The organism is Rhodococcus sp. IEGM 1351 (genome assembly GCF_030056875.1).
Classification (GTDB): Bacteria; Actinomycetota; Actinomycetes; order Mycobacteriales; family Mycobacteriaceae; genus Rhodococcus_F; species Rhodococcus_F opacus.
Genome location: NZ_JASHKU010000005.1, coordinates 35295 through 60126 on the forward strand (window position 1 = coordinate 35295; position 24832 = coordinate 60126).

At 68.5% G+C, this 24832-nt stretch carries 28 protein-coding genes; 13 read left to right on the forward strand and 15 right to left on the reverse strand.

Going from position 1 to position 24832, the window contains the following annotated elements:
- Positions 1-34 precede the first annotated feature (34 nt).
- Genes QM806_RS10175 through QM806_RS10190 form a run of 4 tightly spaced genes read left to right on the forward strand, consistent with a single transcriptional unit; the run spans position 35 to position 2962 of the window.
- Positions 35-994 carry a PDR/VanB family oxidoreductase gene (locus tag QM806_RS10175; protein ID WP_206033461.1) on the forward strand — a complete coding sequence of 320 codons (960 nt, stop codon included), beginning with the start codon at positions 35-37 and terminating at the stop codon, positions 992-994.
- A 12-nt stretch (positions 995-1006) separates the two neighbouring features.
- Entirely contained in the window at positions 1007-1219 is a 213-nt protein-coding gene (locus tag QM806_RS10180) for a recombinase-like helix-turn-helix domain-containing protein (RefSeq protein ID WP_005248918.1), read from the forward strand.
- A 1-nt stretch (position 1220) separates the two neighbouring features.
- Positions 1221-2252 (forward strand): Rieske 2Fe-2S domain-containing protein, encoded by a 1032-nt coding sequence (locus QM806_RS10185; protein ID WP_283291289.1) that lies wholly within the window; start codon positions 1221-1223, stop codon positions 2250-2252.
- A gap of 20 nt (positions 2253-2272) precedes the next feature.
- Positions 2273-2962, forward strand: a complete 690-nt coding sequence (locus QM806_RS10190; RefSeq protein WP_037203371.1) for a TetR/AcrR family transcriptional regulator — start codon at positions 2273-2275, stop codon at positions 2960-2962.
- A 9-nt stretch (positions 2963-2971) separates the two neighbouring features.
- Here QM806_RS10190 and QM806_RS10195 read toward each other — a convergent pair whose 3' ends face one another.
- Both QM806_RS10195 and QM806_RS10200 read right to left on the reverse strand, forming a co-directional pair.
- On the reverse strand, positions 2972-3532 hold the full coding sequence (locus tag QM806_RS10195; protein ID WP_005248915.1) for a MarR family winged helix-turn-helix transcriptional regulator: 561 nt from the start codon (positions 3530-3532) through the stop codon (positions 2972-2974).
- 107 nt (positions 3533-3639) lie between these two features.
- Positions 3640-4005 (reverse strand): RidA family protein, encoded by a 366-nt coding sequence (locus QM806_RS10200; protein WP_005248914.1) that lies wholly within the window; start codon positions 4003-4005, stop codon positions 3640-3642.
- 105 nt (positions 4006-4110) lie between these two features.
- Between QM806_RS10200 and QM806_RS10205 the strand changes: the two genes are divergently transcribed.
- The gene (locus QM806_RS10205) at positions 4111-4761 is read left to right on the forward strand and encodes a UdgX family uracil-DNA binding protein (protein WP_005562714.1); all 651 of its coding nucleotides are present in this window, start codon (positions 4111-4113) and stop codon (positions 4759-4761) included.
- Between the two features lie 52 nt (positions 4762-4813).
- Complete coding sequence (locus QM806_RS10210) at positions 4814-5743, forward strand: NADP-dependent oxidoreductase (protein WP_005562716.1); 930 nt, start codon at positions 4814-4816, stop codon at positions 5741-5743.
- A 50-nt stretch (positions 5744-5793) separates the two neighbouring features.
- On the opposite strand, the gene QM806_RS10215 is transcribed toward QM806_RS10210, so the two are convergent.
- The 5 genes from QM806_RS10215 to QM806_RS10235 are packed head-to-tail and all read right to left on the reverse strand — an operon-like array spanning position 5794 to position 9168.
- On the reverse strand, positions 5794-6732 hold the full coding sequence (locus QM806_RS10215; protein WP_054248468.1) for a CopD family protein: 939 nt from the start codon (positions 6730-6732) through the stop codon (positions 5794-5796).
- A 5-nt stretch (positions 6733-6737) separates the two neighbouring features.
- The gene (locus QM806_RS10220) at positions 6738-7271 is read right to left on the reverse strand and encodes a copper resistance CopC family protein (protein ID WP_283291293.1); all 534 of its coding nucleotides are present in this window, start codon (positions 7269-7271) and stop codon (positions 6738-6740) included.
- Entirely contained in the window at positions 7268-7936 is a 669-nt protein-coding gene (locus tag QM806_RS10225) for a YcnI family copper-binding membrane protein (RefSeq protein WP_005560933.1), read from the reverse strand. The genes QM806_RS10220 and QM806_RS10225 overlap by 4 nt, the downstream gene beginning before the upstream one ends.
- A gap of 41 nt (positions 7937-7977) precedes the next feature.
- Positions 7978-8496, reverse strand: a complete 519-nt coding sequence (locus tag QM806_RS10230) for a hypothetical protein (protein WP_007298274.1) — start codon at positions 8494-8496, stop codon at positions 7978-7980.
- A gap of 18 nt (positions 8497-8514) precedes the next feature.
- A complete protein-coding gene (locus QM806_RS10235) occupies positions 8515-9168 on the reverse strand; it encodes a DUF6474 family protein (protein WP_005254746.1) in 654 nt (217 codons plus the stop codon).
- A 162-nt stretch (positions 9169-9330) separates the two neighbouring features.
- Between QM806_RS10235 and QM806_RS10240 the strand changes: the two genes are divergently transcribed.
- Positions 9331-10887, forward strand: a complete 1557-nt coding sequence (locus QM806_RS10240) for a TM0106 family RecB-like putative nuclease (protein ID WP_005560935.1) — start codon at positions 9331-9333, stop codon at positions 10885-10887.
- Between the two features lie 37 nt (positions 10888-10924).
- Positions 10925-11599 (forward strand): YoaK family protein, encoded by a 675-nt coding sequence (locus QM806_RS10245; protein WP_005562587.1) that lies wholly within the window; start codon positions 10925-10927, stop codon positions 11597-11599.
- A 24-nt stretch (positions 11600-11623) separates the two neighbouring features.
- On the opposite strand, the gene QM806_RS10250 is transcribed toward QM806_RS10245, so the two are convergent.
- Together QM806_RS10250 and QM806_RS10255 are read right to left on the reverse strand one after the other, a co-directional pair.
- Complete coding sequence (locus QM806_RS10250; protein ID WP_005562585.1) at positions 11624-12253, reverse strand: class I SAM-dependent methyltransferase; 630 nt, start codon at positions 12251-12253, stop codon at positions 11624-11626.
- Positions 12254-12341: 88 nt separating this feature from the next.
- On the reverse strand, positions 12342-13109 hold the full coding sequence (locus QM806_RS10255; protein WP_005562584.1) for an SDR family NAD(P)-dependent oxidoreductase: 768 nt from the start codon (positions 13107-13109) through the stop codon (positions 12342-12344).
- A 167-nt stretch (positions 13110-13276) separates the two neighbouring features.
- Between QM806_RS10255 and QM806_RS10260 the strand changes: the two genes are divergently transcribed.
- The gene (locus QM806_RS10260) at positions 13277-13624 is read left to right on the forward strand and encodes a hypothetical protein (protein WP_210461315.1); all 348 of its coding nucleotides are present in this window, start codon (positions 13277-13279) and stop codon (positions 13622-13624) included.
- A 9-nt stretch (positions 13625-13633) separates the two neighbouring features.
- On the opposite strand, the gene QM806_RS10265 is transcribed toward QM806_RS10260, so the two are convergent.
- The 5 genes from QM806_RS10265 to QM806_RS10285 all read right to left on the reverse strand — a co-directional run bounded on the left by QM806_RS10265 (position 13634) and on the right by QM806_RS10285 (position 18709).
- Entirely contained in the window at positions 13634-13981 is a 348-nt protein-coding gene (locus QM806_RS10265; protein ID WP_005562580.1) for a UBP-type zinc finger domain-containing protein, read from the reverse strand.
- The gene (locus QM806_RS10270; protein ID WP_005260494.1) at positions 13974-15422 is read right to left on the reverse strand and encodes an ATP-binding protein; all 1449 of its coding nucleotides are present in this window, start codon (positions 15420-15422) and stop codon (positions 13974-13976) included. The genes QM806_RS10265 and QM806_RS10270 overlap by 8 nt, the downstream gene beginning before the upstream one ends.
- A gap of 13 nt (positions 15423-15435) precedes the next feature.
- The gene (locus QM806_RS10275) at positions 15436-17112 is read right to left on the reverse strand and encodes an NAD(P)/FAD-dependent oxidoreductase (RefSeq protein WP_043787779.1); all 1677 of its coding nucleotides are present in this window, start codon (positions 17110-17112) and stop codon (positions 15436-15438) included.
- An 82-nt stretch (positions 17113-17194) separates the two neighbouring features.
- Entirely contained in the window at positions 17195-17905 is a 711-nt protein-coding gene (locus QM806_RS10280; protein WP_005562577.1) for a TMEM165/GDT1 family protein, read from the reverse strand.
- Between the two features lie 276 nt (positions 17906-18181).
- Positions 18182-18709: a hypothetical protein gene (locus QM806_RS10285; protein WP_007298283.1), complete on the reverse strand. Its 528-nt coding sequence runs from the start codon at positions 18707-18709 to the stop codon at positions 18182-18184.
- A 256-nt stretch (positions 18710-18965) separates the two neighbouring features.
- On the opposite strand from QM806_RS10285, the gene QM806_RS10290 reads away from it, so the two are divergent.
- The 4 genes from QM806_RS10290 to QM806_RS10305 all read left to right on the forward strand — a co-directional run bounded on the left by QM806_RS10290 (position 18966) and on the right by QM806_RS10305 (position 23378).
- Entirely contained in the window at positions 18966-19820 is an 855-nt protein-coding gene (locus QM806_RS10290) for a polyphosphate polymerase domain-containing protein (protein WP_120659933.1), read from the forward strand.
- On the forward strand, positions 19817-20494 hold the full coding sequence (locus QM806_RS10295) for a DUF4956 domain-containing protein (protein ID WP_005562572.1): 678 nt from the start codon (positions 19817-19819) through the stop codon (positions 20492-20494). The genes QM806_RS10290 and QM806_RS10295 overlap by 4 nt, the downstream gene beginning before the upstream one ends.
- Positions 20494-21969 carry a CotH kinase family protein gene (locus tag QM806_RS10300; RefSeq protein ID WP_167119425.1) on the forward strand — a complete coding sequence of 492 codons (1476 nt, stop codon included), beginning with the start codon at positions 20494-20496 and terminating at the stop codon, positions 21967-21969. Before QM806_RS10295 ends, QM806_RS10300 begins: the two co-directional genes overlap by 1 nt.
- 65 nt (positions 21970-22034) lie before the next feature.
- A complete protein-coding gene (locus QM806_RS10305; RefSeq protein WP_283291301.1) occupies positions 22035-23378 on the forward strand; it encodes a YhgE/Pip domain-containing protein in 1344 nt (447 codons plus the stop codon).
- Positions 23379-23381: 3 nt separating this feature from the next.
- Here QM806_RS10305 and QM806_RS10310 read toward each other — a convergent pair whose 3' ends face one another.
- Positions 23382-24821, reverse strand: a complete 1440-nt coding sequence (locus QM806_RS10310; RefSeq protein WP_054247499.1) for an amidase — start codon at positions 24819-24821, stop codon at positions 23382-23384.
- Positions 24822-24832 lie beyond the last annotated feature (11 nt).

The window sequence follows — 24832 nt, forward strand, 5'->3', positions numbered from 1 at the left end:
GAACTACGCCTTCGGTTGAGCCTGGGAGTGAGCGATGACAACAGACGCAGACACCGTCCCCATGATGGTGCGTCAGATGCGGGTCGAGTCCGCGGGCGTGGTCTCGCTTCGCCTCGAACGACAGGACGGCGGCGCGGTCGACCAGTGGACGCCCGGCGCCCACCTGGATCTGCACCTGAACCGCGGGACCGTCCGCCAGTACTCCCTCTGCGGAGACCCGGACGACAAGACCGGGTACCGCGTCGCGATCCTCCACGAGGTGACCGGCCGAGGCGGCTCCCGGCACGTCCACGAGACGCTGCGGCCCGGCGACAGCCTGTCGGTGAGCGCGCCTCGCAACAACTTCGAACTCCTGCCGTCGCCGCGCTACGTGTTCATCGCCGGCGGCATCGGCATCACGCCGATCCTCGCGATGATCGGTGAAGCCGAACGCATGGGCGCCGAATGGGAACTGCACTACGGCGGCCGCGCCCGCGCGTCGATGGCGTTCCTCGACGAACTGTCCGGATACGGCGACCGCGTGCACGTCGTCACCGAGGAAACCGAGGGCATCCTCGATTTGGCCGACATCCTCGGTACCGCCCGCGAGGAGACGCTCGTCTACGCCTGCGGCCCCGAGGGACTGCTCGGCGCGGTCGAGGGGTTCGCCCGCTCCTGGCCGGACGGCACGATCCGGCTCGAGCGGTTCAAGGCGAAGGAGATCCCCGCCGACACCCTCGCCGGTGATCGCCCCGTCCGCGTGATCTGCGAACGATCCGGCATCTCGGCCACCGTCGCCCGGGACCGGACCATCCTCGACACCCTCGAGGAATCCGGCGTCGACGTCCCCAACTCCTGCCGCGAAGGCATCTGCGGGACGTGCGAAACCCGCGTCCTCGCCGGCACCCCCGACCACCGCGACTCCCTGCTCTCCAGCTCCGAGCAGGAGTCCGGCACCACCATCATGATCTGCGTTTCCCGCGCCCGCTCCGACGAGCTCGTGCTGGATCTCTAGAAGGGAAGAACCATGAGCCTGTATCTGCAACCACGCCAGTCCGGCACGGCACCCACCCCGTACGAACGGAAGCTGGCCGGTGCGATCGAAGAGGTCTTCGGCACCGGTGTGCACCACCTCGAAGGCCTGGTGAAGGGTTTGAACGCCCTCGGCATCCACAGTCCCGGCGGCGACGCCTGGACCACCGACACTTTCACGGACGAGATCCGACGGATGGGGGCCTGACATGGTGAACCGACTGCACAAGGCGGCACTGACCGGCGACGAGATCTTCGCGACCGGGATGCGCGACCAGTGGCACGCGGTGTGCCCGTCCGACTTCGTCGCGCGCGGCGACATGAAGAAGGTGCGCCGCCTCGGCGAGGACTGGCTGCTGTTCCGTGAGTCCGACGGCACCCTCCGCATGCTCGCCGACCGCTGCCCGCACCGCGGCGCCCCGCTGTCGCAGGGCCAGCACCTCGGCGATCGCGTCGCCTGCCAGTACCACGGCGTGCAGGTGGACGGCGGCGGCACCGTCGTCTCCGTCCCCGGAATGCCCGGCTGCAACCTCGAGGGCAAGCGGCTCGTCACCAGCCTCCCCGTGCAGGAAGTGGCCGGCGCCGTGCTCGCCTGGTTCGGCACCGACCCCGACGCCGAACCCGCGCCACTCGAACTGCCCGAGCGTCTCACCGACGACGGCATCTCGCACTTCCTCTGCTACGCGGAGTGGAAGGCGCCGTGGCGGTTCACGCTGGAGAACCTGCTCGACCCGATGCACGGAGCGTTCCTGCACCGCGAATCGCATTCGATGTTCGGCGGCGAGACGTCCGCGAAGTTCCGGATCCGCGAAACCGATCGCGGGTTCTTCTTCGAGAAGACCGACCAGCGGGGTGTGAACTTCGATTGGGTCGAATTCTGCCGGACCGGCATCGACTGGGTGGACCTCGAGATCCCGTACCCGCCGACCGCGGGCCCGGGTGGCTCGTTCGGCATCGTCGGCATGGGAACGCCGATCGACGCCGAGACCACCGCGGTGTTCTTCTGGCGGTACCGCCAGGTCGAGGGCTGGGAACGCGACGTCTGGCGGTTCCTGTACCGCACCAAGCTCGAGGAGCGGCACTGGGTGGTGCTCGAGCAGGACCGCACCATGCTCGAGGCGATGGCATTCGACGCGGACCAGGCGGAGAACCTGTACCAGCACGACCTCGGCGTCATCCGGCTCCGCCGGCTCTACCGGGCGCAGGCCGAGGCCCAGGCGAAGGCACTTCAGCAGGCGTAAGGTCGCGCGGGTTGACGTGAATGAAATGTCAACCAAGAATGTGTGACGGCCGACACGTCGGGCGCCGGCCGGGGTACGAGGAGGCGCGAGCGGTGCTTACGAACGGTGACGATCGAGGTCGGCTCGCGTTGGTCGAAGCGGCGGGGCGGTGCTTCGCCGAACTGGGATACGAGCGCACCTCCGAGGCGGTCATCGCCGCTGCCGCCGGGGTGTCGCAGGCCGAATTCTCCGCCCGGTTCGCGTCCCGGGACGACGCGTTCCGTGCCGTCGCCGCCGCGGTCTTCGACACGTTCGTCGAGGCTCAGCGCATCCCGGTCCCGCCGGACGCGGACCCGCGCACCGTCCTGCGCGCGGCCACCGCGGCGTTCATCGAGACCGTCTACAGCAGCGGACGCCTGTTCACGATGATCGAGGACCGCGCCGCCGTCGACCCCGTGATCGGGGAACAGCTCGAGGCGGCACACAACCGGATCCTCGGCCGGTACATCCGATTCATCGAACGGCTCAACCAGGCCGGGATCGCGACGCCGTGCGCCGAACCCGCCCAACTCGCCCGCAAACTGTCCGAGGCGCAGTGGACGGGTGCGGCGCGCCTGATCGGTGCATCGCAGGACGAGCAGCGACGCTTCATCGTGGAGATGACGGCGGCATCCGAACGGTTCATCGGATTCGGTGAGGTCGCCGATCTGACCTCCCGCGCGGCCAGCTGATCTATCCGCTCAGGCGGTGGGGGCCTGGTTCTCGACGATCGAGTGCTCGAGCTTGCGGAGCAATTCGGCCAACGCCGCCTGATCGTCCTTCGACATCCCGCTGAGGATCTGCGACTCGTTGGCGAAGTGGGCCTCCGCGACCTTCTCGATCACCCGCAGGCCCTCGTCGGTGAGTTGCGCGTGCACGATGCGGCGGTCCTCGGCGTCGCGCTCGCGCTGCACGAGTCCCGCCTTCTCGAGTCGGTCGACGCGCAGCGTGACACCGCCCGTGGTGACGAGCGCGGATTCCGCCAGCTGTCCGGACGTCATCCGGTACGGCGGACCCGAACGTCGGAGGGCGGCCAGGACGTCGAACGACGCCATGTTGATGCCGTGTTCCTCGAACACGGCGGCGAGGGACGATTGGTAGCGCAGATACGAACGGTGCAGGCGGCCCAGCACTTTCAGTGGACTCACATCCAGGTCGGGCCACTGGTGGGCCCACTGGTCGACGATGTCGTCGACGGCATCGCGATCTGGAACGGGGCGTTGCGTCACCGGGCGCACCTCCTGAATCCTCGAGGGTCTCATCTGTTTAGTACCAAGATATCGAACGAGCATAAGTGACGGCGACGCGCCGCGGGTCCCCGTCCATTTCTCGGAACGGGGACCCGCGGCGCTGCCGGACAGGTGCGCTGTCAGCGTCCCCCGACCGCCGCGACGGCGTCGATCTCGGCGATGGCGCCGTAGGGGAGGCTGCTGACCTCGAGGAACGTGCGCGCGGGGCGCGGTTCGTCGAAGATGCGCTCGAACTGGCGGTTCGCCTCCTCGCGCAACGACAGGTCGGTGACGTAGTAGGTGAGCTTGACGACGTCCTTCAGCTGTCCGCCGACGGTGGCGAGGCGATCGACCATGCGGTCCACGGCGGCGTCGAGCGCCTCGGTGCGGCCGGGGACGGCGGTGCCCTCGGCATCGACGGACAGTGCGCCGGAGACGAACGCGAGTCCGCCCGCGACCACGGCCGGGCTGTAGGGGTGGTGGGCGGTGACTTCGGTGAGGGACATGGAGGCTCGCTTTCTCGGTGGGCTTCTCCGGTGATTATATCTTAGCGCTAAACTAATTGACAGTGTTGTGCGAATGAAGCTCCGCCCGACGGGTACTCGACGCACATGTCACGCGCCACGAAGCCCTCGGCCGCACCGTTCGTGCCGAACACCGTCGACCTCGACGCGTTGTCCCACGCGGCGGACGGATGCCACGGCTGCGATCTGTACCGCGACGCCGAGCACACCGTCTTCGGCGCGGGCAGGCGATCCGCGCGGATGATGCTCGTCGGCGAACAGCCGGGCGATCAGGAAGACCGCGCCGGTGAACCGTTCGTCGGCCCGGCGGGAAAGCTTCTGAACAAGGCGCTCGACGCGGCGGGCATCGACCGGAACCTCACGTACGTCACCAACGCGGTCAAACACTTCAAGTTCGTCCCCGCCGAACGCGGCAAGCGCCGAATCCACAAGAAGCCGAACCGCACCGAGATCGTCGCGTGCCGGCCGTGGCTGATCGCCGAACTGGCGGCGGTGCAACCCGACGTCCTCGTGTGCCTCGGGGCCACCGCCGCGCAGGCATTGCTCGGCCCATCGTTCCGGCTCACCGAACACCGCGGAGAGTTACTGCACCTCGACGGCGAGGTGGACGTCGACGTGGATCCGGACGTCTTCGCGACGATCCACCCGTCCGCCGTGCTCCGCGGACCGTCGGAGGATCGGGACGACGCGTTCGACGCCCTCGTCGCCGATCTGACGAAGGCCGCCGCCGCCCTGTGATCAACCAGCCGAATGTCTGGCGCGACGGACCGCCGAGGACGAGATTGTCTTCATGACGAATTCCCACGCGAAACAGACCATGAAGGCAGTCTCCTACTCGTCCTACGGTGGTCCCGAAGTGCTCGAGACCCACGACGTGCCGGTGCCCGAGCCCACCGGCAACCAGGTGCGCCTCGTCATCCGGGCGGCCGGCGTGAACCCGATCGACTGGAAGCTGCGGTCGGGGTCCATGGCCGAGGTGATGTCGGTGCAGTTCCCGAAGATCCCGGGCAGCGAAGTGGCCGGCGTGGTCGACGCGGTCGGTCCGGAGGCGACCGGTGTGGTGGTCGGCGACGAGGTGTTCGGCTGGTCCGACACCGGCGGCTACGCCGAATACGCGCTCGCCTCGATCGTCGTGCCCAAGCCGAAAGGGTTGAGCTGGACGGACGCCGCCACCATTCCGGTAGCCGGCGAAGCCGCCACGCGTGGACTGCGGCTCCTGAAGCCGAAGTCCGGGGAGACGTTACTGGTGAACGGCGCGTCGGGTGCGGTGGGAACCATTGCGGCGCAACTGGCGCTGGATTCGGGTGTCACCGTGATCGGTACCGCGAGCGAGAAACACCACGACGCGTTGCGGGAGCTGGGCGTGACCCCCACGACATACGGTGAGGGGCTGGCGGACCGGGTCCGCGAACTCGCGCCGAACGGTGTCGACGCCGTCCTCGACGTCGGCTTCGGCGGACTCGAGGCGGCGATGGACCTGCGCGGGGGCACCGACCGGATCGTGACGCTGTCGGACGGTGCCGCGTTCGGGCTGGGAATCACCTTCTCGTCCGGCAACGCCGGCGACCGGAGCGCGGAGACCCTGCGCCGGCTGGGCGCCCTCGCCGCGGACGGGACGCTGGCCCTCCCGCCGGCCCGCACCTTCCCCCTGACCGACGCGGCCGACGCTCAGCGCGCCGGCGAGAAGGGCGGCAGCCGCGGGAAGATCCTCTTGCGCTGACGCGCCCGTGAGTACTTATTAACCGCCGGACGTTAATATGTACTCACGGGTCAGGCGGTGGTAGCGAGGGCGGCGGCGAGACCGAACGGAACGGCCATCACCACCACCTCCACGATCGCGCGCCGCAGGGACCCTTCGGCGCTGATCCGGTGTGCGGCGGCCTGCCCGACCCACGTTCGCCGCCACCACCAGCCGAGCCCGAGGAGCGCCGCCAACGCCACCGCCTTCGCGAGCACGATGCGGCCGTAACCGGTGTCGAACAGTGGCGTCACCCCACCCAGCCGGACCGCGGCGTCGACGATCCCGGTCGCGGTCAGCAGCCACACGCACCGCCACGCGACGACGGAATACCGCGGCAGCCACGACGACCAGTCCCCGCGCGACCGGAGCATCAGGCCGAGGGCGGCGAGGAGCCCGAACCACACCGCGGCGGCCAGTGCGTGGACGACATCGAGGACCGAGCCGAGAACCTGCTGCGACATGTGGCCGGTGATCGGCCGGGCCACCAGGGCGAGGGCCGCGAGCACCAGAACGGGCACGGGGAGCCGGGCGTCGGTGCGGCGGAACGCGACGGCCGACCACGCGGTGGCCGCGGCCGTGCACACGAGAACGGCGAGGTCGACGCGTCCCGCGCTGATCTCGGTCACGTACGCGCCGAACCGTCCGACCGACAGCTCGGACAACCCCAGGGCGTCGGCCTCCGCCGCCGTCATCGACAGCAGCACCGCCTCGGCGAGCATCCACGCACCGGCGACCGCGGTCGACAACCGCCACAGCCGTTGGTCCCGCAGGAGGGGACGGCTGTCCGCGCGACTCCACCAGCCCAGCGCGGCGAGTCCGAGCACCGCCGAACCGAGCACCAGGCACAGCGCCCGGACGGCGCTCGACGGGGACGGGTCTTCCGGTTGCGCCAACGCCCAACCGCACGCGACCCCGAGGAGCGATGTGGGTACGGCGAACAGCAGCCAGGACTGTCGCGCCGTACCCACCGTGCTCAGTTCTCGCCGCGAGGCTTGCGGAGCGCGAACCACAGCCCGCCGCCGAACACGAGCACACCGGCAACGATGAACGGCCACAGCGGAACTCCGCCGCTGCCGGATTCGCCCGAGCTGTCGGCCGCGGCGCCGGGCGTGCCCGACCCCTCCTGGGTGAGGGTGAACGTGCGGGTTCCGCTCACCGGATGCCCGTCGGCGGACGTGACGCGAAACGCGACGGTGTACACACCGGCCGGTCCCAGCTCGCCGAGTTCGGCACTGACCGTGGGTCCCTCGACGGCCGGGTCACCCTTGGTCCACAGGTTGCCGTCGGGTCCCACCACGGTGAGGGACGCGAACGATTCCTGCAGCGCCTCGTTGAACGTGACGCTCACCCGTTCCGGGCCGGCCGCGACCTCCGAACTGTTCTCGGGGGTGGAGCTGATCACGACGGAATGGGCGAGCGCGGTGCCTGCCCCGAGCATGCTCGCGAGCATGGTCAGCAGTCCGACCGCGATCACCTTCACCGACGTGAAGGTGATGCGTCTTCTCATGAGCGACGGCTCCGGACCATGGCGCCGAGACCGAGGGCCGCGCCGAGTGCGCCCAGGATCAGGCCGACGCCGCCCAGCCAGCGGGCGGTGTCGTCGGTGCCGGACGCCGTCGTCTCGGTCTCTTCGGACGTCGTGGCGCCGCCCGCGTCGTGGCTGTGGTCTTCACCGCTCGCCGCGGCCAGCGTGAGCGTGGGTGCCGGCTTGTCGGGCTCCGCACCGTCGGCGCCGACCGCCTGATCCCAGTTGACGACCTCGCCGTCGCTGTACGTCTGGGCGGCCGCGAACGACACCTCGTCCTGCTCCGGCAGCGGTCCGGCGGACAGCTCGAACTGCTGGAACTGGCCGGGCGCGACACCGACACCAGGGTCGGCGGTCCACGTCACGGACTTCGCGAGCTTGGACGTCGGGTCCTTCTCGACGACGGACGTCCACCCCGGCAGTGGGGTGGTGCGAGCCGATTTCAGGTCGGGGAGCGTGACGGTCAGCTTGGTGGTGGACGCCGTCTCGGATTCGGTGGGAACTCGGAAGGTCAGGACGGAGTAGCCGCCCTGTTCGGCGCCGGGGGCGACGACGGTGACGTGGGCGGCGGCGACACCGGCCGCGAGCAGCATGGCGCCGCCGGCCGCACCGGCCGTGAAAAGGGCACGGGAAAAGAGGGAATTCATCGAAGGTCCTTTTGAGGGTCTGAAGCGAGAAGAGGTGAGAGTCAGACCGGGACCGGGGGTCCGCGACGCGAAATGCTCGCGCGCAGCAGGGCGTCCACGGGATTCGCGGGACGCGCGGGGACGTGCGCCGTAGGCGCCGCCGAGACGGGCTGCGGTTCGCCGCGGAGTACCACCCGCCAGACGTGGACGAGGGGGCCGTACAGACGCTCGGCGTTCGCGATCAGCAGCGCGCAGATCACGGTGGCGGCCGCGTGCGCGGCCAGCATCGGCACGGCAGGGACCACCGAGTGCACGTGCGAGGTGAGTGTGAGAGCGAAGTGTCCGGCCACCTGGCCGACACCGAGGGCGCCCACCAGCGTGAGCGGGCCGTGGACGCGTGCGGGCAGTTGCGCGGTGACCGCGCCGACCCCGCTGCACGTGACGAACAGCAGGGTCAGCGCCGCGGATTCGGGAAGGCCGCCCCCGCCGATGCCGTGCGCGGCGACCGCGAGAGCGGCCACGAGCGCACCGACCGCCGAGCCCCGAAGGGTGGCGGTCGCGGCGGGGCGGGCGGGGGACATTGCGGTGGGTCGGGCGGTTCAGCGCACGCCGAGGCGGGCGAGGAGATCGGCTTCGACTCCGTCGAGTTCGGCTGAGATGGCGTGATGGGCGGCCTTGCGGCGGGCCTGCGGCATCTGCTCGGCCGCGCGGACCGCGGTGTTGAGGTCGCCGAGGCGGTCGCGGATAGCGGCGGCGAACTGCTGCGTCTCCGCGTCGTCCGGCTTCTGCCCGAGGATCTCCGTGGTGGAGCTTTCGGCGCCGGCGATGCGGGCGCTGAGCTTGGCGCCGTGCCCGGTGAAGTTCGCGAGCTGATCGATGTCGACGCCCAGGCGGTCGGCACGGCGGGCATCGATCTGCCCGCGCACGACCGTGGCGGCGCGGTAGGCGATCGGCAGCAGCACCGGCGTCAGCAGGCGTGCGACGCCGAGGTACTTACGGACGGCGGCGACCGTGAAACCCTTCTGGGCGGCGGCCTTCTCCTCGGCCTTCAACGCAGCGATCTGAGCCTTCTCGACCTTCTTCAGCGACTTCAGTTCGGCAGCCTCGAGCTTGCGGCCGGCACTGGCGGCCTGCTTGTCGCGCTTCCGTTCGTTCTTCGCGCTCAGCTTCGCCTCCACTCCAGCCTTGTGCTTGAGTGCCTTGGCTTCCGCCTTGCGGGTGGCTCGGGACTTACGTTTCTTCAACAACCCCATCGAAAAGACCCCTTTTCCTGGTGTTTCAGCGCAGCCCACGCTACCAACTGCATCCGGTGCTTCGGGATCAGCCTAGGGGAGCACATAATCTTCGTCATCGTGTGTTCCCATATCGGTCAGCAATCAGAACCCGACGCCTCTCCCGGAAAGGCGTCGGGGACGGTGATCGATGCCAGCGCACTGACGCGGTGCCGCCACCGGGTGCACCTCGACGCGGCGTTCCCCGAACAACTGGCGGCCGCGCCCGAGGACCCGGGCGTCCGCCAGCGTCAGGACGCCGCCGCCGCCAAGCGCGAAGACGTCCGGCGGATCCTCACCGAGCATGCACCGCAACGGTGGGTGCAGATCGACACCGAGCAGAGCCTGCGCCGACGAGCCGAGGACACGGTGGCCGCGTGCGAGGCAGGCGCGGACCGCATCTGGGGAGCCGTGCTCCCGCTCGACCGGGACGCCGGCCGGAGGGCGCGCTGCGAGATCCTCATCCGTGACGAGGACCACGGCGGGTACATCCCCGTGATCGTCGTCAATCACAAGGTCACCGATCCTGGCCGCGGCGCCGTGACGTCGGACATGTTCGAGTGGCAACCGCGGGAGGACGCGACGCGGAAGCCGCGCGGTCAGGTCCGCGACCAGATGCGCGTCGCGCAGGTGTACCGGATGCTCGAACGGCACGGGCTCGCGAGTCCGGCGCTGGTGGCGGGCGCGATCGGCTACGGCTCCGACGTCATCTTCGTGCACGACCTCACCACGATCCTCGACGACTACGATGAACGCTTCGCCGACCGGCTCGCCGTCGCCCGCGGGGAATCGGCGACCGTGCCGTCGAGGATCGGCGAATGTCGTTCCTGCCCGTGGTGGCCCGGGTGCGAGGAGCAGCTGACCCAGACACACGACGTGAGCCTGGTGGCCACCGGTTCGCGCGCCGACATGCTGCGCGACGCGGGCTGCCACACCATCGACGACCTCGCGGCGTGGGATCGCGAACCGCTCGAGGACTGGCCGCACGGCGCGTTCGAGGACGCCGTCGTCACCGCGAAGGCGTGGCTCGCGGGAGCGCCGCTGGTGCGACGGTTCCCCGAGATCCGGGTGACGCGCGCGGACGTCGAGGTCGACGTCGACATGGAGAGCTACCAGGAACACGGCGCTTACCTGTGGGGCACGCTGCTCAACGTGGACGGGGTGTCGGCGTACCGGCCGTTCGTCAGCTGGGACCCGGTGCCGACGCAGGACGAGGCGCGGTCGTTCGCCGAATTCTGGACGTGGCTGATGGCCGAGCGGGAAGCGGCGGCGCTGAGCGGCAGAACCTTCGCCGCGTACTGCTATTCGCGGTCCGCGGAGGACAAGTGGTTGCTGGACTCCGCCCGCCGGTTCGCCGGGGCACCCGGCATCCCCACCGAGGCCGAGATCCGGGAATTCATCGACAGCCCACAATGGGTCGACATCTACCAGGCGATCAGCGACCAGTTCATCTGCCCGGGCGGCAAGGGACTCAAGAAGATCGCCCCGGTCGCCGGATTCCGGTGGCGCGACGCCGACGCCAGCGGTGAAGCGTCGATGAGCTGGTACCGCGAAGCCGTCGGCTACGACGGCGAACCCGACCTCACCCAGCGCGAACGACTGCTGCAATACAACGAGGACGACGTCATCGCGACGAAAGTACTGCGCGAATGGATGTCGGATCGGGCCGAGAAGGAGATCCCGCTCGCGTCCGACCTCTAGGCTGCAAGGCAGGGCCCGATTCGGTAGGGGTGGTCAGGTGGAGGTGCCGAAGACATCCACGACGCTGCGGTTCGCTCTGCTCCTCACCGCCGCGGGCGGCTTCCTCGACGCCTACACCTACATCAGTCGCGGCGGCGTCTTCGCGAACGCCCAGACCGGCAACGTCATCCTCATGGCCATCGACCTGTCGGAGCGTCACTTCCACGCCGCACGGGCCCACCTGTGGCCGATCCTCGCGTTCATCGTCGGTGTCGCGTTCGCGCATCTGCTCAAGGGCGAACTCGCCCACAGCGTCTTCGACCACCCGATCCGGATCGCCATGGTCGCGCAGATCGTCGTCCTCGTCGCGGTCGCGTTCGTTCCCGCAAACGTGCCCAACGCACTGGTCACCGTTCCGATCGCGTTCGTCGCGGCGATGCAGTTCGGACTGTTCCGCACCATCGGGTCGCTGTCGTACATCGCTGTCGCCACCACCGGCAACCTCATGCGTTTCACCGAATCGGCGTACGCCGGATTCATCGAGAAGGTCCCCGAATCGCGCCAGCACACCCGCGTGTACGCCGCCATCGTCAGCAGCTTCGCCGGTGGCGCCGTCGTCGGGGCGTTCGCCACTCGCTACTTCGGCGGAGCCGCCGCCTGGATCCCCGCCGCCCTCCTGTGCGGAGCCCTCGTGCTGTTCTACATCGACGACAGGCGGCGCCGCCGCCTGTGAGCGGTTGACGAGTCCCTGGACTCGTCAGGCACGAACGGGCGGCGAAGCCGCGACTCCGAGGGAATAGGCGCCGACGATCTTCGGCGCGGACGTCTCGTAGAACCGGTCGAGGTCCTGGACGTCGAATCCGGCGTTCGTCACCAGGGTGGGAATGTCGCGGGTGAGGTGGCAACCACCGGCGACGGCCTTCTGGATCGGTTCGAGCCGGCGCTGCCACCGCTGGACGTTTGCGTCCGGGGCGAGACCGTGCTCGACGAAATGCAGTGTGCCGCCCGGTTTCAGGACACGCCGGACCTCCCGGAGTGCGGCGTCGACGTCCGGGATGGTGCACATCGTCCATGTGGACAGTGCGGTGTCGAAACTGTTGTCCGGGAAGGGGAGTGACTGGCCGTCCAGACCGGACCGCTCGACCGGTGTCGTCGACGCCGCCACCCGCTTGCGCGCCAGCTTCCAGCCGAGGTCGGCGGGGTCGACGGCGCTCACCGAGTCGACGGCGGCCGGGTAGAACGGGACGTTGAGACCCGACCCGAATCCGATTTCCACCACGCGCCCGTGCAGACCGGCGCAGACGCGTCGCCGCGTCGGCTCCGTGAACTTCATCCCGCAACTGATGTCGACGAGCCGCGGAACGATCCGGTCCGAGTAGAAACCCATGCCCACCTCCCAGGGAAGGGCGCTTCGCGCCCCGTGCGCCTTTGTGGTAGCTGGAGCAACCAGAAAGGCGCACGGGCGGCGGAGCCGCCTACCGCGGCGCCATGCGCAGAGCGCCGTCCATACGAATGGTCTCACCGTTGAGGTAGTCGTGTTCGACGATCATCTGAGCGAGCTGGGCGTATTCGGCGGGCTGACCGAGGCGCGAGGGGAACGGGACGCCGGCTTCGAGGCCCTTGCGGTATTCGTCGGTGACGCCGGCGAGCATCGGGGTGTCGATGATGCCGGGGGCGATGGTGTTGACGCGGATGCCGAACTGCGCGAGGTCGCGGGCGGCCGGGACCGTCATGCCGTGCACACCACCCTTGGACGCGGAGTACGCGATCTGCCCGATCTGGCCCTCGAACGCGGCGACGGATGCGGTGTTGATGATGACGCCGCGCTGCCCGGACTCGTCGACGGTGTCGGTCTTGGCGATGGCGTCGGCGGCGAGGCGCATGACGTTGAACGTGCCGAGCAGGTTGACCGTGATGACGGTGCGGAACAGTTCGAGGTCGTGGGGGCCCTTCTTCGACAGGATGCGCCCGGCCCAGCCGACGCCGGCGCAGTTGACGACGATGCGCAGCGGCAGACCCGACTCGACGATCTTCTCGATCGCGGCCTGGACCTCGTCACCGCTGGTGACGTCGGTGGCGAGGAGGGTCACGCCGTCGGGGACGTTGTCGCCGGCGCGCTCGATGGACTGCTGCAGGTCGAGTCCGAACACGGTGGCTCCGGCGTCGGCGAGACGCTTGGCGGTGGCGGCGCCGAGGCCCGAGGCTGCTCCGGTGACCAGTGCGGCGGTTCCCTGAATTTCCACAGTCCGCATCCTTACTTTCCCGGCGGCCTCCGTTGGCCGACCCTGGTGACCTGCACCATAACGCCCGCTCGGTGTGACGGCAGAGGTGAGGGAAACGTGGTGGGCGGGGGACCGGGTAGTTTGTCTTCTCGCGCGATCAGGGGACGCGCAGGACCGTAGGGGGACGGATGAGCGAGGACCGGCTCGAAGTGGATCGCGACGCGTTGGTGCGGTGCATCGCCGCGTGCGAGGTTTTGGCCGCCGACATGCAGGACCTGCGAGAGCGAGCGCATCGTGAACTCGCGCCCGAGAGCTTCGGTCTCGGCGAAACCCATCTGCGGTCGGCGGCGGAACTGGCAGCCCGGTTCCGGGCGACGGCGATCGGCGGCCCGGGCGTCGCTGTCGAGAACTCGGCGGTCGGGACGTTCGCGGCGCACGAGCGTTACGCGCTGGATCTGAAGGCGACGTTCGAAGCGGCGCTGGCCCGGTACGACGAGCAGGACGCGGCGACGGCACACCGCCTCGGGCGACTCTGACTGCTCGAGTCAGTGAATGTAGGCCTGCCAGTTCGGCGGAACCCGGGAGCCGGGGCCGGGGACGGTCTGGTCGATCGGACGATGGTGCGGCGGGGCGAGTTCGGGGCCTTCGAAGGCCGTCTCGGTGGCGTAGTTCCAGAACCAGTTCTCGCCCGGCTCGAAGCTCCGCACGACGGGGTGGCCGGTGTCGGCGGCGTGCTTGGTGGCGTGCTGTTCGGGGGAGGAGTCGCAGCAACCGATGTGACCGCACTGTGCGCAGCGGCGCAGGTGGACCCACCACCCGCCGGCGCTGTCGCACTCGGCGCATCCGTCTCCACTCGGCGGCACGCTCGGGTCGATTCCCTCCAGCTCACCCATCTGAGGCTCCTTCTGCTGCTGCGACTTCGGGTTCGATCGGAATTCGGACCTGGAACCGGGTGTCGCCCGGCTCGGACTCCACACGCAGGTCGCCGCGGTGTTTCTTCACGACGATGCGCCACGAGATGTCGAGGCCGAGCCCGGTTCCCTCGCCCACCGGTTTCGTGGTGAAGAACGGTTCGAAGATGCGCGACCGGATCTCTTCGGGCACACCCGGTCCGGTGTCGCCGATCTCGATGAGGGCCATGTCGCCGTCGCGCCGGGTGCGGACGGTGAGGGTGCCGCGGCCGTCCATGGCGGCGACGGCGTTGTCGATGAGGTTCGTCCACACCTGGTTGAGTTCCGCGGCGTACGCCGGGATCTGCGGCAAGGTCGGGTCGTACTCCTTCACCACCGTGACGGAGTCGCCGATCTTGCGGCCGAGCATCACCAGCGAGCTGTCGAGCAGTTCCCGCAGATCGACGCGCTGGTACGGGGCGCGGTCCATCTGCGAGTACTGCTTCGCGGCGTTCACGAGCGTGGAGACCCGGGCGGTCGAGTCGGCGATCTCGTTCATCAGCAATTCGGTCTCGATGGTGTAGTTGAGCCAGCGGATCGCACTCTCGACCATCGATTCGTCGTCGACGCTGGCGACGATCCGCTCGAGCCACGGCACGTCGAGACCCGCCTGCACGAACGTGGGCGCCAGGTCCCAGCCCCCGGAGACGCCGTGGTCGTCGAACCAGTCGCCGAGTTCGTCCTCGCGGTCGGACGCTTCGAGCGGGGTCAGCGTCGGCGCCTTCGCGACCAGTTCGGCGGTCTCCTCCTGCAACCGGATCAACGTGGCCAGCGCCTGCCGGTCGTACACGCCCGAGGCGATCACGCTCAGCTTCTGCCGCATGTGCGACACCCGGTCGCGCAGCGACGCCGTCGCCCGGACCGCGGCGGCCGCCGGGTTGTTGAGTTCGTGCGTGAGCCCCGCCGACAGCGACCCCAGCGCGAGGAGGCGTTCCCGCTGATCGACGACCTGCTTCGCGTTCTGGTTGCCGAAGAACAGCCCCTCCAGCAGGTGCACGGCCATCGGGAACCACTCGCGCATCAGCTGCCCGAAACGGTCGGCGTCGAGGACGAAGAACCTCGACGGGGCGGTGACGCGCATCGACGCGGTGTACGTCTGGGGAGCGCGGTCACCGAGGTACGACTGCCAGGCCCCGGAGTACACGCCGCGCTGGGACGTCCGGCTGAACTCGATCTCCTCGCCGCCCGACAGCTTGCTCAGCACGAGCTCGCCTTCGATCAGCACGTAGAAGCACGTCGCGATCTCACCCTCCGCGAATACCGGGCCGGGTTCGATCAGCTCGACGTGCCCCTTCTCGCACAGCTGCTCGAGCTGGTGGTCGGTGAGCTTCTCGAAGAGGAACAACGTCCTCAGCTCGGGGGGGTTGCACGGGAGTTGCGTCATGGTCTGCCCCTGGTCACGGTTGGCCGATGTAGCGGTGGACGAGCATGACGGCCATGGCGCCTTCCCCGACCGCCGACGCCACCCGCTTCGCCGATTCGGAGCGCACGTCACCCGCCGCGAAGATCCCCGGGACGCTCGTCTCGAGGTGGTGGGGGAGACGGTCGAGGGGCCATCCGCTCGGTGGTTTCCCGTCGACGACGAGGTCGGGTCCGGACACGACGAACCCGTTCTCGTCCCGCGCGACGACGCCGTCGAGCCACTCGGTCCGCGGGGCCGCGCCGATGAATAGGAACAGGAACCCGGCGTCGACGGTCTCCTCGTCGCCGGTCGCGTTGTTGCGCAGCCGGACCTTCTCGAGGTGACCCTCGCCCTCGACGCCGATCACCTCGGTGCACGGCCGGACGCGGATGCGCGGGTTCCGTTCGATCTGCTGGACGAGGTAGTACGACATCGAATCCTCGAGCGACTGCGCCCGCACGACGATGGTGACCGACCGGGCGCCCCGCGACAGGTACACCGCCGCCTGTCCGGCGGAGTTGGCGCCGCCGACGATGTAGACGTCTTGGTCGGTGCAGCGGGCGGCCTCGGTGACGGCGGAACCGTAGTAGACGCCGCGACCGGTGAGGTCGTCGACTCCGGGCGCGGGATGACGCCGGTAGGAGACACCGGTGGCCAGGATCACCGTGTGCGCGTCGATGGTGTCACCGTCCGCGAAACGGACGGTCCGTGCCGATCCGTTGATCTCGAGAGCGACGACGTCGCGGGTGGTGATCAGTTCGGCCCCGAATCGGGTGGCCTGCCTGCGGGCCCGCTCGGCGAGCTGCGCGCCGGACACGCCGTCGGGGAAACCGAGGTAGTTCTCGATGCGGGAACTCTGACCCGCCTGCCCACCGGTCGCGGTCCGTTCGATCAGGGCGGTGCGCAGACCCTCCGAGGCGCCGTACACGGCTGCGCCCAGGCCGGCCGGTCCGCCGCCGACGACGACGAGGTCGTAGAAATTCTCGGACGGGTCGGTCCGGAGTCCGAGATGCCGTCCCAGTTCGGTATCCGACGGCTCCACCAGGCATTCGCCGTCGGAGCAGATCACCACGGGCAGTCGCCGGCCGTCCTCGCCGGCGGCGTTGAGCAGCCGCCCGCCCTCCGGCTCGTCCGACATGTACCAGCGGTACGACAGCTGGTTGCGGGCCAGGAACTCGCGCACCTCCGAGGACCGCGCCGCCCAGCGATGACCCACGACCTTCGTCTCCTCGGCGGGGTGATGATCCGACGACGCCCACGCCTCGAGCAGGGCGTCGACCACCGGGTACAGCTTCTCCTCCGGCGGGTCCCACGGCTTGAGCAGGTAGTGGTCGAGGTCGATGACGTTGATCGCCTCGATGGCCGCGTCCGTGTCGGCGTAGGCCGTGAGCAGCACCCGCCGCGCGACCGGATAAAGGTCCATCGCCTTCTCGAGGAACTCGATCCCGCTCATCGCCGGCATCCGGTAGTCCGCCAGGATCGCCGCGACGGGATCCCCGCGCAGCTTCATCTGCTTCATCGCGTCGAGTGCGGATTCGCCGGATTCGGCGCGGATGATCCGGTACTTCTCGCCGTATCGGCGCCGCAGATCGCGGGCGACGGCGCGCGACACACCGGGATCGTCGTCGACGGTGAGAATCGCAGGCTTGCCGCTCGCTACGGGATGGTTCACACACGCCCTCTCGTCCGTGAGAACTGCGAGGTACTCCAAGGCTTTCGAGTATTGCCCGAGGGGGCGTCTTTGTCGACCGGGTTCAGTCCTGGTGCTGCATCTGTTCGGGCTCTGCCGCGGCCCCGCGGCGGCGCCGTGACCACACTGCACGACCGGCCGCACCGGCCAGCGCCAGAACGACGACGGCGGCGCCGGCGATCGGGCCCGCCACGTTGCCGGGGAGCAGACCCTCGAGCAGCAACCAGATGCCGAACGCGAAGAACAGAACGGCCGCGCCGATGCGGATGACACTCTCGGGCAGATGCTTACCCAGCACTGCGCCGACGACGATGGCCAGGGCGTCGGCCGCGACCATGCCGACGGTCGAGCCGATCCACACCCCGATGGTGTCGTGGTCGGTGGCGAGCGTGATGGTGGCGAGCATCGTCTTGTCGCCGAGTTCGGCGAGGAAGAAGGCGGACGTGACGGCCAGGAACGCCGAGCGGGTGGCTCGGCCCGCCTTGAGTTGCTCGTCGTCGCTGAGATCGTCGCCGCGCAGCGTCCACGCACCGAAGATCAGGAAGGCCACACCACCGACGATGCTGATCGCCGCGGTCGGGAGCGCGACACCGAGGTAGTGGCCGACGGCGACGGACACCAGATGGACCACGGTGGTCGCGACGGTGATGCCGGCGATCACGACCCACCAGCGGTAGCGCAGGGCGAACGTCATCGCCATCAGCTGGGATTTGTCTCCCAGTTCGGCGACGAAGATCACGCCGAAGCTCAGCAGTGCGGCGGTCAGCACGGGCATCCTCCTCCAGTGGTCGGTCGGAGGATGACGGGTGGATTCCTCCGGCCTGGCAGACGCGGGTACGTCTGTCCGGCCGAAGGTCTCGCCCACCGGCGCCGGGTGATCCGGCGGCGGTTCGCCAGGCCGGGTCCGGTGCGGTGAAGCAACGAGCCAGTATGTCGACACAGGCGATTGGGGGCTACTCCCCTTCGATGCCCGTAACGCTAGCGTGACTTATCCGAAAAGGCAAAGGCGGCAATAAGTTTGGTACACCGACCGCAGAAACTTCGGGTACCCTCACGAGGCCAGTAGCATGGCCAAAACGGCAGTGTCGGGATCGCTGATCGGGTCGATGCCCACCCGGCTGACCATGGACGTCACCGTTCCGTCCGCCTCCGCCTCCACCCACGCCGCCCGGTGTTCCAACCCCAGGTGGGGGAGACCGGGGAGCAGGACGCAGCCCGACGCGGCGCCCACGCACTCCGGCAGCGACGGGGTCGTCTCGGACGGCGGGTGCAGCATCATCAGCGCCGGCGGCTGATGATCCGCGAAGCGACCGGGAGCGAGCGCGAACTCCCCGAGAACTGTGCCCTCGGCCACCACGAGGCCGACGGTCTCGGGCTCGGGCTCCTCGGGCAGGTCCTCGTGCGCGCCGAAGACGGTCGTGGTGTGGAGCAGCCCCGGAACGCACGCCACCCGCACGGCGAGCGCGAGCAATTGGGCCCATTCCTTGGTGGTGTCGGGCCAGCGCCCGGAAATGACGAATCCCCGCAAGGTACCCGCGGCCTGGAAGGGCGAGATGCCGATGTAGCCGTCCCTGTTCATCTCTGCCTCCTCGGTGTGATGACACGCTGCGAACACGACTGGTTCTGCACACCTCGTTGGGTACTTGAAGAATGCGCCCGACAGTGCCTGGCACACAAGAGCAGGGGAGTGCTAACTGCCGCAGGTGAACACAGGTGTCGGTGCGGATGAACGGCATCTGACGGTCCGCCGTACAGAAAACTGCCAGCTTTACTGCAGGTTTACTCGAGGTGCGGCGGCTGAGGTGGGAGAGCCCACCGACGAAAGGCTGAAAAGTATGGGATCGTCCGCGCCCGAACCGGAAGCGTCCGGATACCTGAAGACCGCCAGCGCGCTGCACGCGTTCAACAGATACGAGATCAAGTACCTCGCCCACGAGTCGGACGTTCCACGCCTTCACGAAGCACTCTCGGGGCACATGGCGTCCGACGAATTCTCGCCGGTGGGCGGATACCCTGTGACCAGCCTGTACTACGACACCCAGAATCTGCGCTTCTACTGGGAGAAGATCGAGGGCCTGAAGTTTCGCCGCAAACTGCGGGTGCGGCTGTACGGGCCTCCCGCGGAGGCCACCGGGGTGACCCCCGTCTACGTGGAGATCAAGCAGCGCGTCAATCGGGTCACCCAGAAACGCCGGATCCAGCTGCCGTACTCGCATGCCATGCGGTTGTGCGACGCACGACAGCCGATCGACCACGACGTCTCGGCCGGGCCGTTCGTGAACGAGGTGACGACGCTCGTCGGCAACCTCGACCTGTGCCCGACCGTCACCACCGGGTACCTGCGTGAAGCGTTCGTCGGTACGGGGGCCGATCTGGGCCTGCGCGTCACGATCGACCATCGGGTGCACGGTCGCGACCGCGACTTCCACTTCGCGGCGCCGGCGGAGAACCGCTTCATCATTCCGCCGCACCTGTGCATCGTCGAGATCAAGGCCAACGAGCGGGTGCCCTACTGGGTCACTGATCTCACCGCGCGACTGGACATGTCGGTGGTCCGGGTTTCGAAGTACTGCCAGAGCGTGGAGGCCTTCGGGCTTGCGCCCCGATCCCGCATGCACATCCCCGACGAGCTCTTCCCGGCCCCGGCCGACCGTGGCCGCACCCTCGCGAAAACAGGAACCCTGTCATGAATTTCGATCTCCAGGATCTCAGTGGAACGTTCTCGACGTTCGACATCGTCGTCTCGCTCGCGTTGTCGTTCGTGTTGTCGGCGATCATCGGATACGTCTATCGCCTGACGCACAAGAACGTCTCCTACAGCCAGTCCTACGTGCAGACCCTCGTGATGGTCGGCATGGTGATCACCCTGATCATGCTGGTGGTGGGTTCCAACATCGCCCGCGCGTTCGCGCTCGTGGGCGCGCTGTCGGTGGTGCGATTCCGCAACGCGATCAAGGAAACTCGCGACGTCGGGTTCATCTTCCTGGTGATGGCCATCGGCATGACGACGGGCACCCGGTTCTACGTGCTGGCCGTCGCCGCCACCGTCGCGATCTGCCTCGTGCTCGTCCTGATGAGCCGGTTCAACATGTTCAAGCTGGACGTGCAGCGGCAGGTGGTGAAGGTGCAGGTTCCGCCCGAGTCGGGCTACACCGCCCTCGTGGAGGACGTGCTGATCGACTACACGAAGGAGTTCGAGTTGGTGAGCACGGAGTCGGTGCGGTCGGGTGCGCTCACCGAGCTGTACTACACGGCGCAGCTGAAGTCGGGCCGGAAACCGGCGGAACTCATCTCGGCGCTCAGTGGGGTCAACACCGGCCAGCGGGTCACCGTTCTCACCGGTTACGACCAAACCGACATCTGATGCGCCGCAGACTCGTTCACCGGCTGCCGATCCCGGTCCGCCGGCACTGGAAGATCCTCGCCGCCTTCCTCGCGTTCGTGGCGGTGACGGTCGGCGTGTTCGGTCAGGCCCGGGTGCGTCCGTACATCACCGGTGACACGACGGTGATCGCCTCCCGCATCACCGAGAACGTTGCCGGGTCGGTCGATTTCTTCGACGCGGGGACGGCACACGACGTGAGTATCGAGTTCTCGCAGTCCGATTACGACGACATGATCGCCGCCTACCGGGACGAGGGCGAGAAGAAGTGGATCACCGCCGACATCACGATCGACGGCACCCTCGTCACGGACGTCGGGGTGCGGCTGAAGGGCAACTCGACCCTGATGGGGCTCCGCGGCACCGGCGGTCCCGGCGGCGGGAAACGCGGTATCCCGGAAGGGATGGAACCTCCGGTGGGAACGGCGATGCCGGAGGGCAGGGGCGAAGGCGGGCCGGGCGGCATGGTCACGCTGTCGGCCGAGGACCCGGCGTCGCTGCCGCTGCTGATCAACTTCGACAAGTACGTGGCGGGGCGGGCGTACCAGGGGATGACACAGCTGTCGGTCCGGCCGGGTTCGCCCGTGCTGAACGAGGCGGTGTCACTGTCGTCGACCGCCGAATCCGGCCAGCCCACCCAGCGATACGCCTACACCACGTACTCCGTGAACGGGTCGCCGACGCAGACCCGGCTCGTTCTCGAGCACCCGGACGAGGGGTATGCGAACTCGTTGTTCGACAGCGACGGCGTCCTCTACAAGGCCGACGCCAACTCGAGTTTCACGTATCAGGGCGACGATCAGACCACCTACGCGGAGCAGTTCGACCAGATCAACGCGGAAGGCTCGCAGGATCTGCAGCCGATCATCTCGTTACTGAAATGGCTGGACGGTGCGTCCGACGAGCAGTTCGACGCCGAACTCGCCGACCGGGTGGACGTCGAATCCTTCGCCCGGTACGTCGCGACCCAGAATCTGCTGGTCAACAGCGACGACATGGCGGGCCCGGGCAAGAACTACTACCTCTGGTACGACCTCGAGACGAAGAAGATCTCCGTCGTGTCCTGGGATCTCAACCTCGCGCTGAGCGGCAACAGTGATGCGGGCCCGCACGACTCGATCGGGATGGGCGGCGGAGCAAGGCCGGGCGGTGCAGATCCAGGCGCCGCCGGGCCCGGTGGTGGCATGCCCGGCGGAGGTGGCGGGAACGCGCTGAAGGAGCGGTTCCTGGCCTCGGAGGCGTTTACGAGCGTCTACGAGGACGCGTACCGCGATCTCTACCGGCAACTGTTCGGCAGTGGCCGGGCGGTCGAGATCCTCGACGAGATCGCGCGGGCCGTACCGCTGTCCGACGGGCTCGGCGCCGAGAAACTCACATCGGAAGTCGAGATCCTGCGTGCGCGGTTGCAGGCCCGCGCGGACGCGCTGGCCGCGAACGAGGTGATCGTCGCCGGGTAGAGGTCTCAGAGAATCCTCAGAATCGTCACAATCTGCCGCTACGAATGCCACCTATCCTCACCGGAATGACCTCTGAGCGCGCACGGAACTCCGCGAATCACGCCCGAACCGAGTCGACGCGAAAGGTCCTCACTTCGCGGCGCGTCGCCGCGGCCGCCCTTGCCGGCTCGGTTTTGGCGTCCGCGGGGGGACTCGGTTACCTGTTCCTCGGTGACAGCGCGGCAGGCAGCCGGACCGTGGCGATCGTCAACACCGACGCCGGCGCGACCGTGGACGGAAAACCGGTGCGTGCGAGCGACACCCTGATCGACAAGCTCGAGGCGAACGAGGCCTTCGACTGGCAGGTGGTCGACGCGGACGCGGCGGCGGGCGGCGACTGGTTCGCCACGGTGACCGTGCCCGAGGACTTCAGCGAGGCGGTGTCCTCGGTGTGGGGCGCGAAGCCGCGGCAGGCGACCCTCGACCTCGACGTCGCAGGTTCCGGTGCGTCCGAGGAACTCTCCGGAGTGGTGTCCTCCCAGATCGGCGCGGACGGCATCACGGATCTGCTGGCGGACATGTCCTCGTCGCGGTCGCGGTTCCAGCAGGCGGGAATGACGGCCGGGTTCCTCGCGGCCGGGACGGCCGCGGCGGACGATGCGGCGCAACAGCTCACGGAGGGCGCCGACACTCTGCTCCCGTATCTCGAGACGGCGCGTTCCGGCTCGGTGCAACTGCTGGGCGTCGCCGACCAGGTGGCGGGCGTGGTCGACCAGACGTCGGGGACGGCCAACGATCTCGCGGACCGGTTGAGCGCGCTGGGACTGACGCTGGGCGAGGCGAACGACAGCGCCACCCGGATGCGTACCAGAATCGACGAGGCGATCCGCGTTCTCGACGCCACTCCCGTTGCATCGGACGTGGTCCCGTCGCTCCGTCAGGTCAGTGCCGACCTCGGTCTGTTCTCCTCGCAGCTGGGTTCGGTGCCCGGTCTGCTGGGCGGAGGCGTCGGCCCCGACACGGATCTGGGCGAACTCGTCCGTGTCGCGATGGGTCAGCTGACCGACGCCAGCAATCAGCTGAGCAGCGGGGCGCAGCAACTGAACGACGGCATCGTCCCGATCGCCGATCAGGCACCGGAGATGCTCGAAGGCGCCACCTCGCAGATCGTCGACGGGTTCGCAAAGCTGAAGATGTTATCCGGACAGCTGTCCACCGACCTCAACAACGGTGTCGCGGCGATGCCGGTGCGCACGGCGGCTCAGCAGAACCAGTTGGCGACGGTGCTCGCCGAACCGGTCGCGGTGACCCGCACACTGTCCGCGCCGTCGCCGATCCTCACCGCCGAGCACCTCGCCGTCGGGTTCGGGATCACGACCGTGCTGCTGGCGGGCGCCATCGTGTGGATGGGTTTGCGGCGCAGGGCCTGACCGTCAGCGGGCGTCCTGGATACGACGCCACGGCGTGGCCTGCTCGAGCTCGAACGCCAGCTCGAGCAGAGTCCGCTCGTCGCCGTGGTCGGCGGAGAAGTGCGACGCCAGCGGCAGGCCGCGGGACGTCTCGTGCATCGGCAGCGAGATGGCCGGTCCGCCCGACGCGTTGTTCAACGGCGTGAACGCCGTGTAGGCGATCAACTTGTCGAACAACTCCTCGAAACTCTGTGTCGGCGAAAGATATCCGAGCTCCGGCGTCGTGTGGGCCAGGGTGGGCGACAGGATCACGTCGTACTTCTGGAAGATCTGCGCGTACTCACGGTACGTGCGCCGCAACCGGTAGAGCACCCGGGGAGTCTTCGCGATGTTCTTGCGGTACATCGCGGCGAGTCCGCGCGTCAGATTGTCCGTGGCGTCGCGGTCGAAGTCCGGTCCGAGCATCCGCTTGCCGTTGCTGGAGATGACGAACGACAGGAACCCCCAGTAGATGCAGAAGTCCTCGACGAACGAGGAGTTCACCGGCATCGGGCACTCCTCGACGTGATGCCCGAGGTCCGCCAGCAGATCGGCGGTCGCGTGGACCGACTTGCGGGTCTCGTCGTCCGTGCGGGACACGGTGACCGAGTCGACCACCACCCCGACCTTCAGCCGGGTGCTGCTCGGCCCCTCGACCAACCGGATGGGTGGCAGTGCCGGATTGCGGTAGTAGCGTTCGGCGGCCGCCATCCACCGTGCGGTGTCCCGCACCGAGCGGGTGACGGCGCCCTGCGCGATGATCCGGATCGGCAGCGTCTTGTCCATGGCGTCGGGGACCGTCCGCCCGCGGGACGGTTTCAGGCCGACGAGCCCACACGCGGCCGCGGGTATGCGGATGGATCCGCCACCGTCGTTGGCGTGCGCGATCGGCACGACACCCGAAGCGACGAGTGCGGCCGAACCACCCGAGGACGCGCCCGGCGAGAACGCGAGATTCCACGGATTGTGCACGGCCGCGGCGTCCATGAACTCGGTGGACGCGCTGAACCCGAACTCGGGGAGCCGGCTCTTCCCCAGCGAGAGAACACCTGTGGACAGGTACTGCGTGACGAAGTCGCTGTCGACCCGGGCGGGCTGCGCGGCGAAGGCGACGCTGCCGTGCTGCGTGGGCAGGCCGGCGACGTCGACGTTGTCCTTGACGACGGTCGGCACTCCCGCGAAGACACCCTCGTGCGGGCGGTCCGCCTCCGTCAGCGCACGGTCGAAGTCGGCGAACGCCAGGGCGTTCAGTGCGGGCCCGACCGACTCGGCGCGTGCGATCGCCGCCTCTGTTACCTCGCGGACCGACACCTCCCCGGCAGCGATCCGTGCCGCGAGGCCGGTGGCGTCGAGGTCGCCGAGCGCGTCGTCACGGAAGGCGTGGACGACGGTGTCGTCCCGGGCGGGATTGCTGAACTCGGTCACTTCCGAAGCCT

Bases quoted from the DNA above. Each gene is read 5' to 3' on its own strand.
- QM806_RS10285 (WP_007298283.1), bottom strand. From the start codon at position 18,709: ATGAACAGGGACGGCTACATCGGCATCTCGCCCTTCCAGGCCGCGGGT.
- QM806_RS10250 (WP_005562585.1), bottom strand. From the start codon at position 12,253: ATGGGTTTCTACTCGGACCGGATCGTTCCGCGGCTCGTCGACATCAGT.
- QM806_RS10270 (WP_005260494.1), bottom strand. From the start codon at position 15,422: ATGACGCAACTCCCGTGCAACCCCCCCGAGCTGAGGACGTTGTTCCTC.
- QM806_RS10305 (WP_283291301.1), top strand. From the start codon at position 22,035: ATGACCTCTGAGCGCGCACGGAACTCCGCGAATCACGCCCGAACCGAG.
- QM806_RS10200 (WP_005248914.1), bottom strand. From the start codon at position 4,005: ATGTCCCTCACCGAAGTCACCGCCCACCACCCCTACAGCCCGGCCGTG.
- QM806_RS10180 (WP_005248918.1), top strand. From the start codon at position 1,007: ATGAGCCTGTATCTGCAACCACGCCAGTCCGGCACGGCACCCACCCCG.
- QM806_RS10230 (WP_007298274.1), bottom strand. From the start codon at position 8,496: ATGTCCCCCGCCCGCCCCGCCGCGACCGCCACCCTTCGGGGCTCGGCG.
- QM806_RS10290 (WP_120659933.1), top strand. From the start codon at position 18,966: ATGGGATCGTCCGCGCCCGAACCGGAAGCGTCCGGATACCTGAAGACC.
- QM806_RS10220 (WP_283291293.1), bottom strand. From the start codon at position 7,271: ATGAGAAGACGCATCACCTTCACGTCGGTGAAGGTGATCGCGGTCGGA.
- QM806_RS10195 (WP_005248915.1), bottom strand. From the start codon at position 3,532: ATGAGACCCTCGAGGATTCAGGAGGTGCGCCCGGTGACGCAACGCCCC.
- QM806_RS10235 (WP_005254746.1), bottom strand. From the start codon at position 9,168: ATGGGGTTGTTGAAGAAACGTAAGTCCCGAGCCACCCGCAAGGCGGAA.
- QM806_RS10190 (WP_037203371.1), top strand. From the start codon at position 2,273: ATGAAATGTCAACCAAGAATGTGTGACGGCCGACACGTCGGGCGCCGG.
- QM806_RS10225 (WP_005560933.1), bottom strand. From the start codon at position 7,936: ATGAATTCCCTCTTTTCCCGTGCCCTTTTCACGGCCGGTGCGGCCGGC.
- QM806_RS10175 (WP_206033461.1), top strand. From the start codon at position 35: ATGACAACAGACGCAGACACCGTCCCCATGATGGTGCGTCAGATGCGG.
- QM806_RS10300 (WP_167119425.1), top strand. From the start codon at position 20,494: ATGCGCCGCAGACTCGTTCACCGGCTGCCGATCCCGGTCCGCCGGCAC.
- QM806_RS10185 (WP_283291289.1), top strand. From the start codon at position 1,221: ATGGTGAACCGACTGCACAAGGCGGCACTGACCGGCGACGAGATCTTC.
- QM806_RS10260 (WP_210461315.1), top strand. From the start codon at position 13,277: ATGAGCGAGGACCGGCTCGAAGTGGATCGCGACGCGTTGGTGCGGTGC.
- QM806_RS10295 (WP_005562572.1), top strand. From the start codon at position 19,817: ATGAATTTCGATCTCCAGGATCTCAGTGGAACGTTCTCGACGTTCGAC.
- QM806_RS10205 (WP_005562714.1), top strand. From the start codon at position 4,111: ATGTCACGCGCCACGAAGCCCTCGGCCGCACCGTTCGTGCCGAACACC.
- QM806_RS10265 (WP_005562580.1), bottom strand. From the start codon at position 13,981: ATGGGTGAGCTGGAGGGAATCGACCCGAGCGTGCCGCCGAGTGGAGAC.
- QM806_RS10210 (WP_005562716.1), top strand. From the start codon at position 4,814: ATGACGAATTCCCACGCGAAACAGACCATGAAGGCAGTCTCCTACTCG.
- QM806_RS10280 (WP_005562577.1), bottom strand. From the start codon at position 17,905: ATGCCCGTGCTGACCGCCGCACTGCTGAGCTTCGGCGTGATCTTCGTC.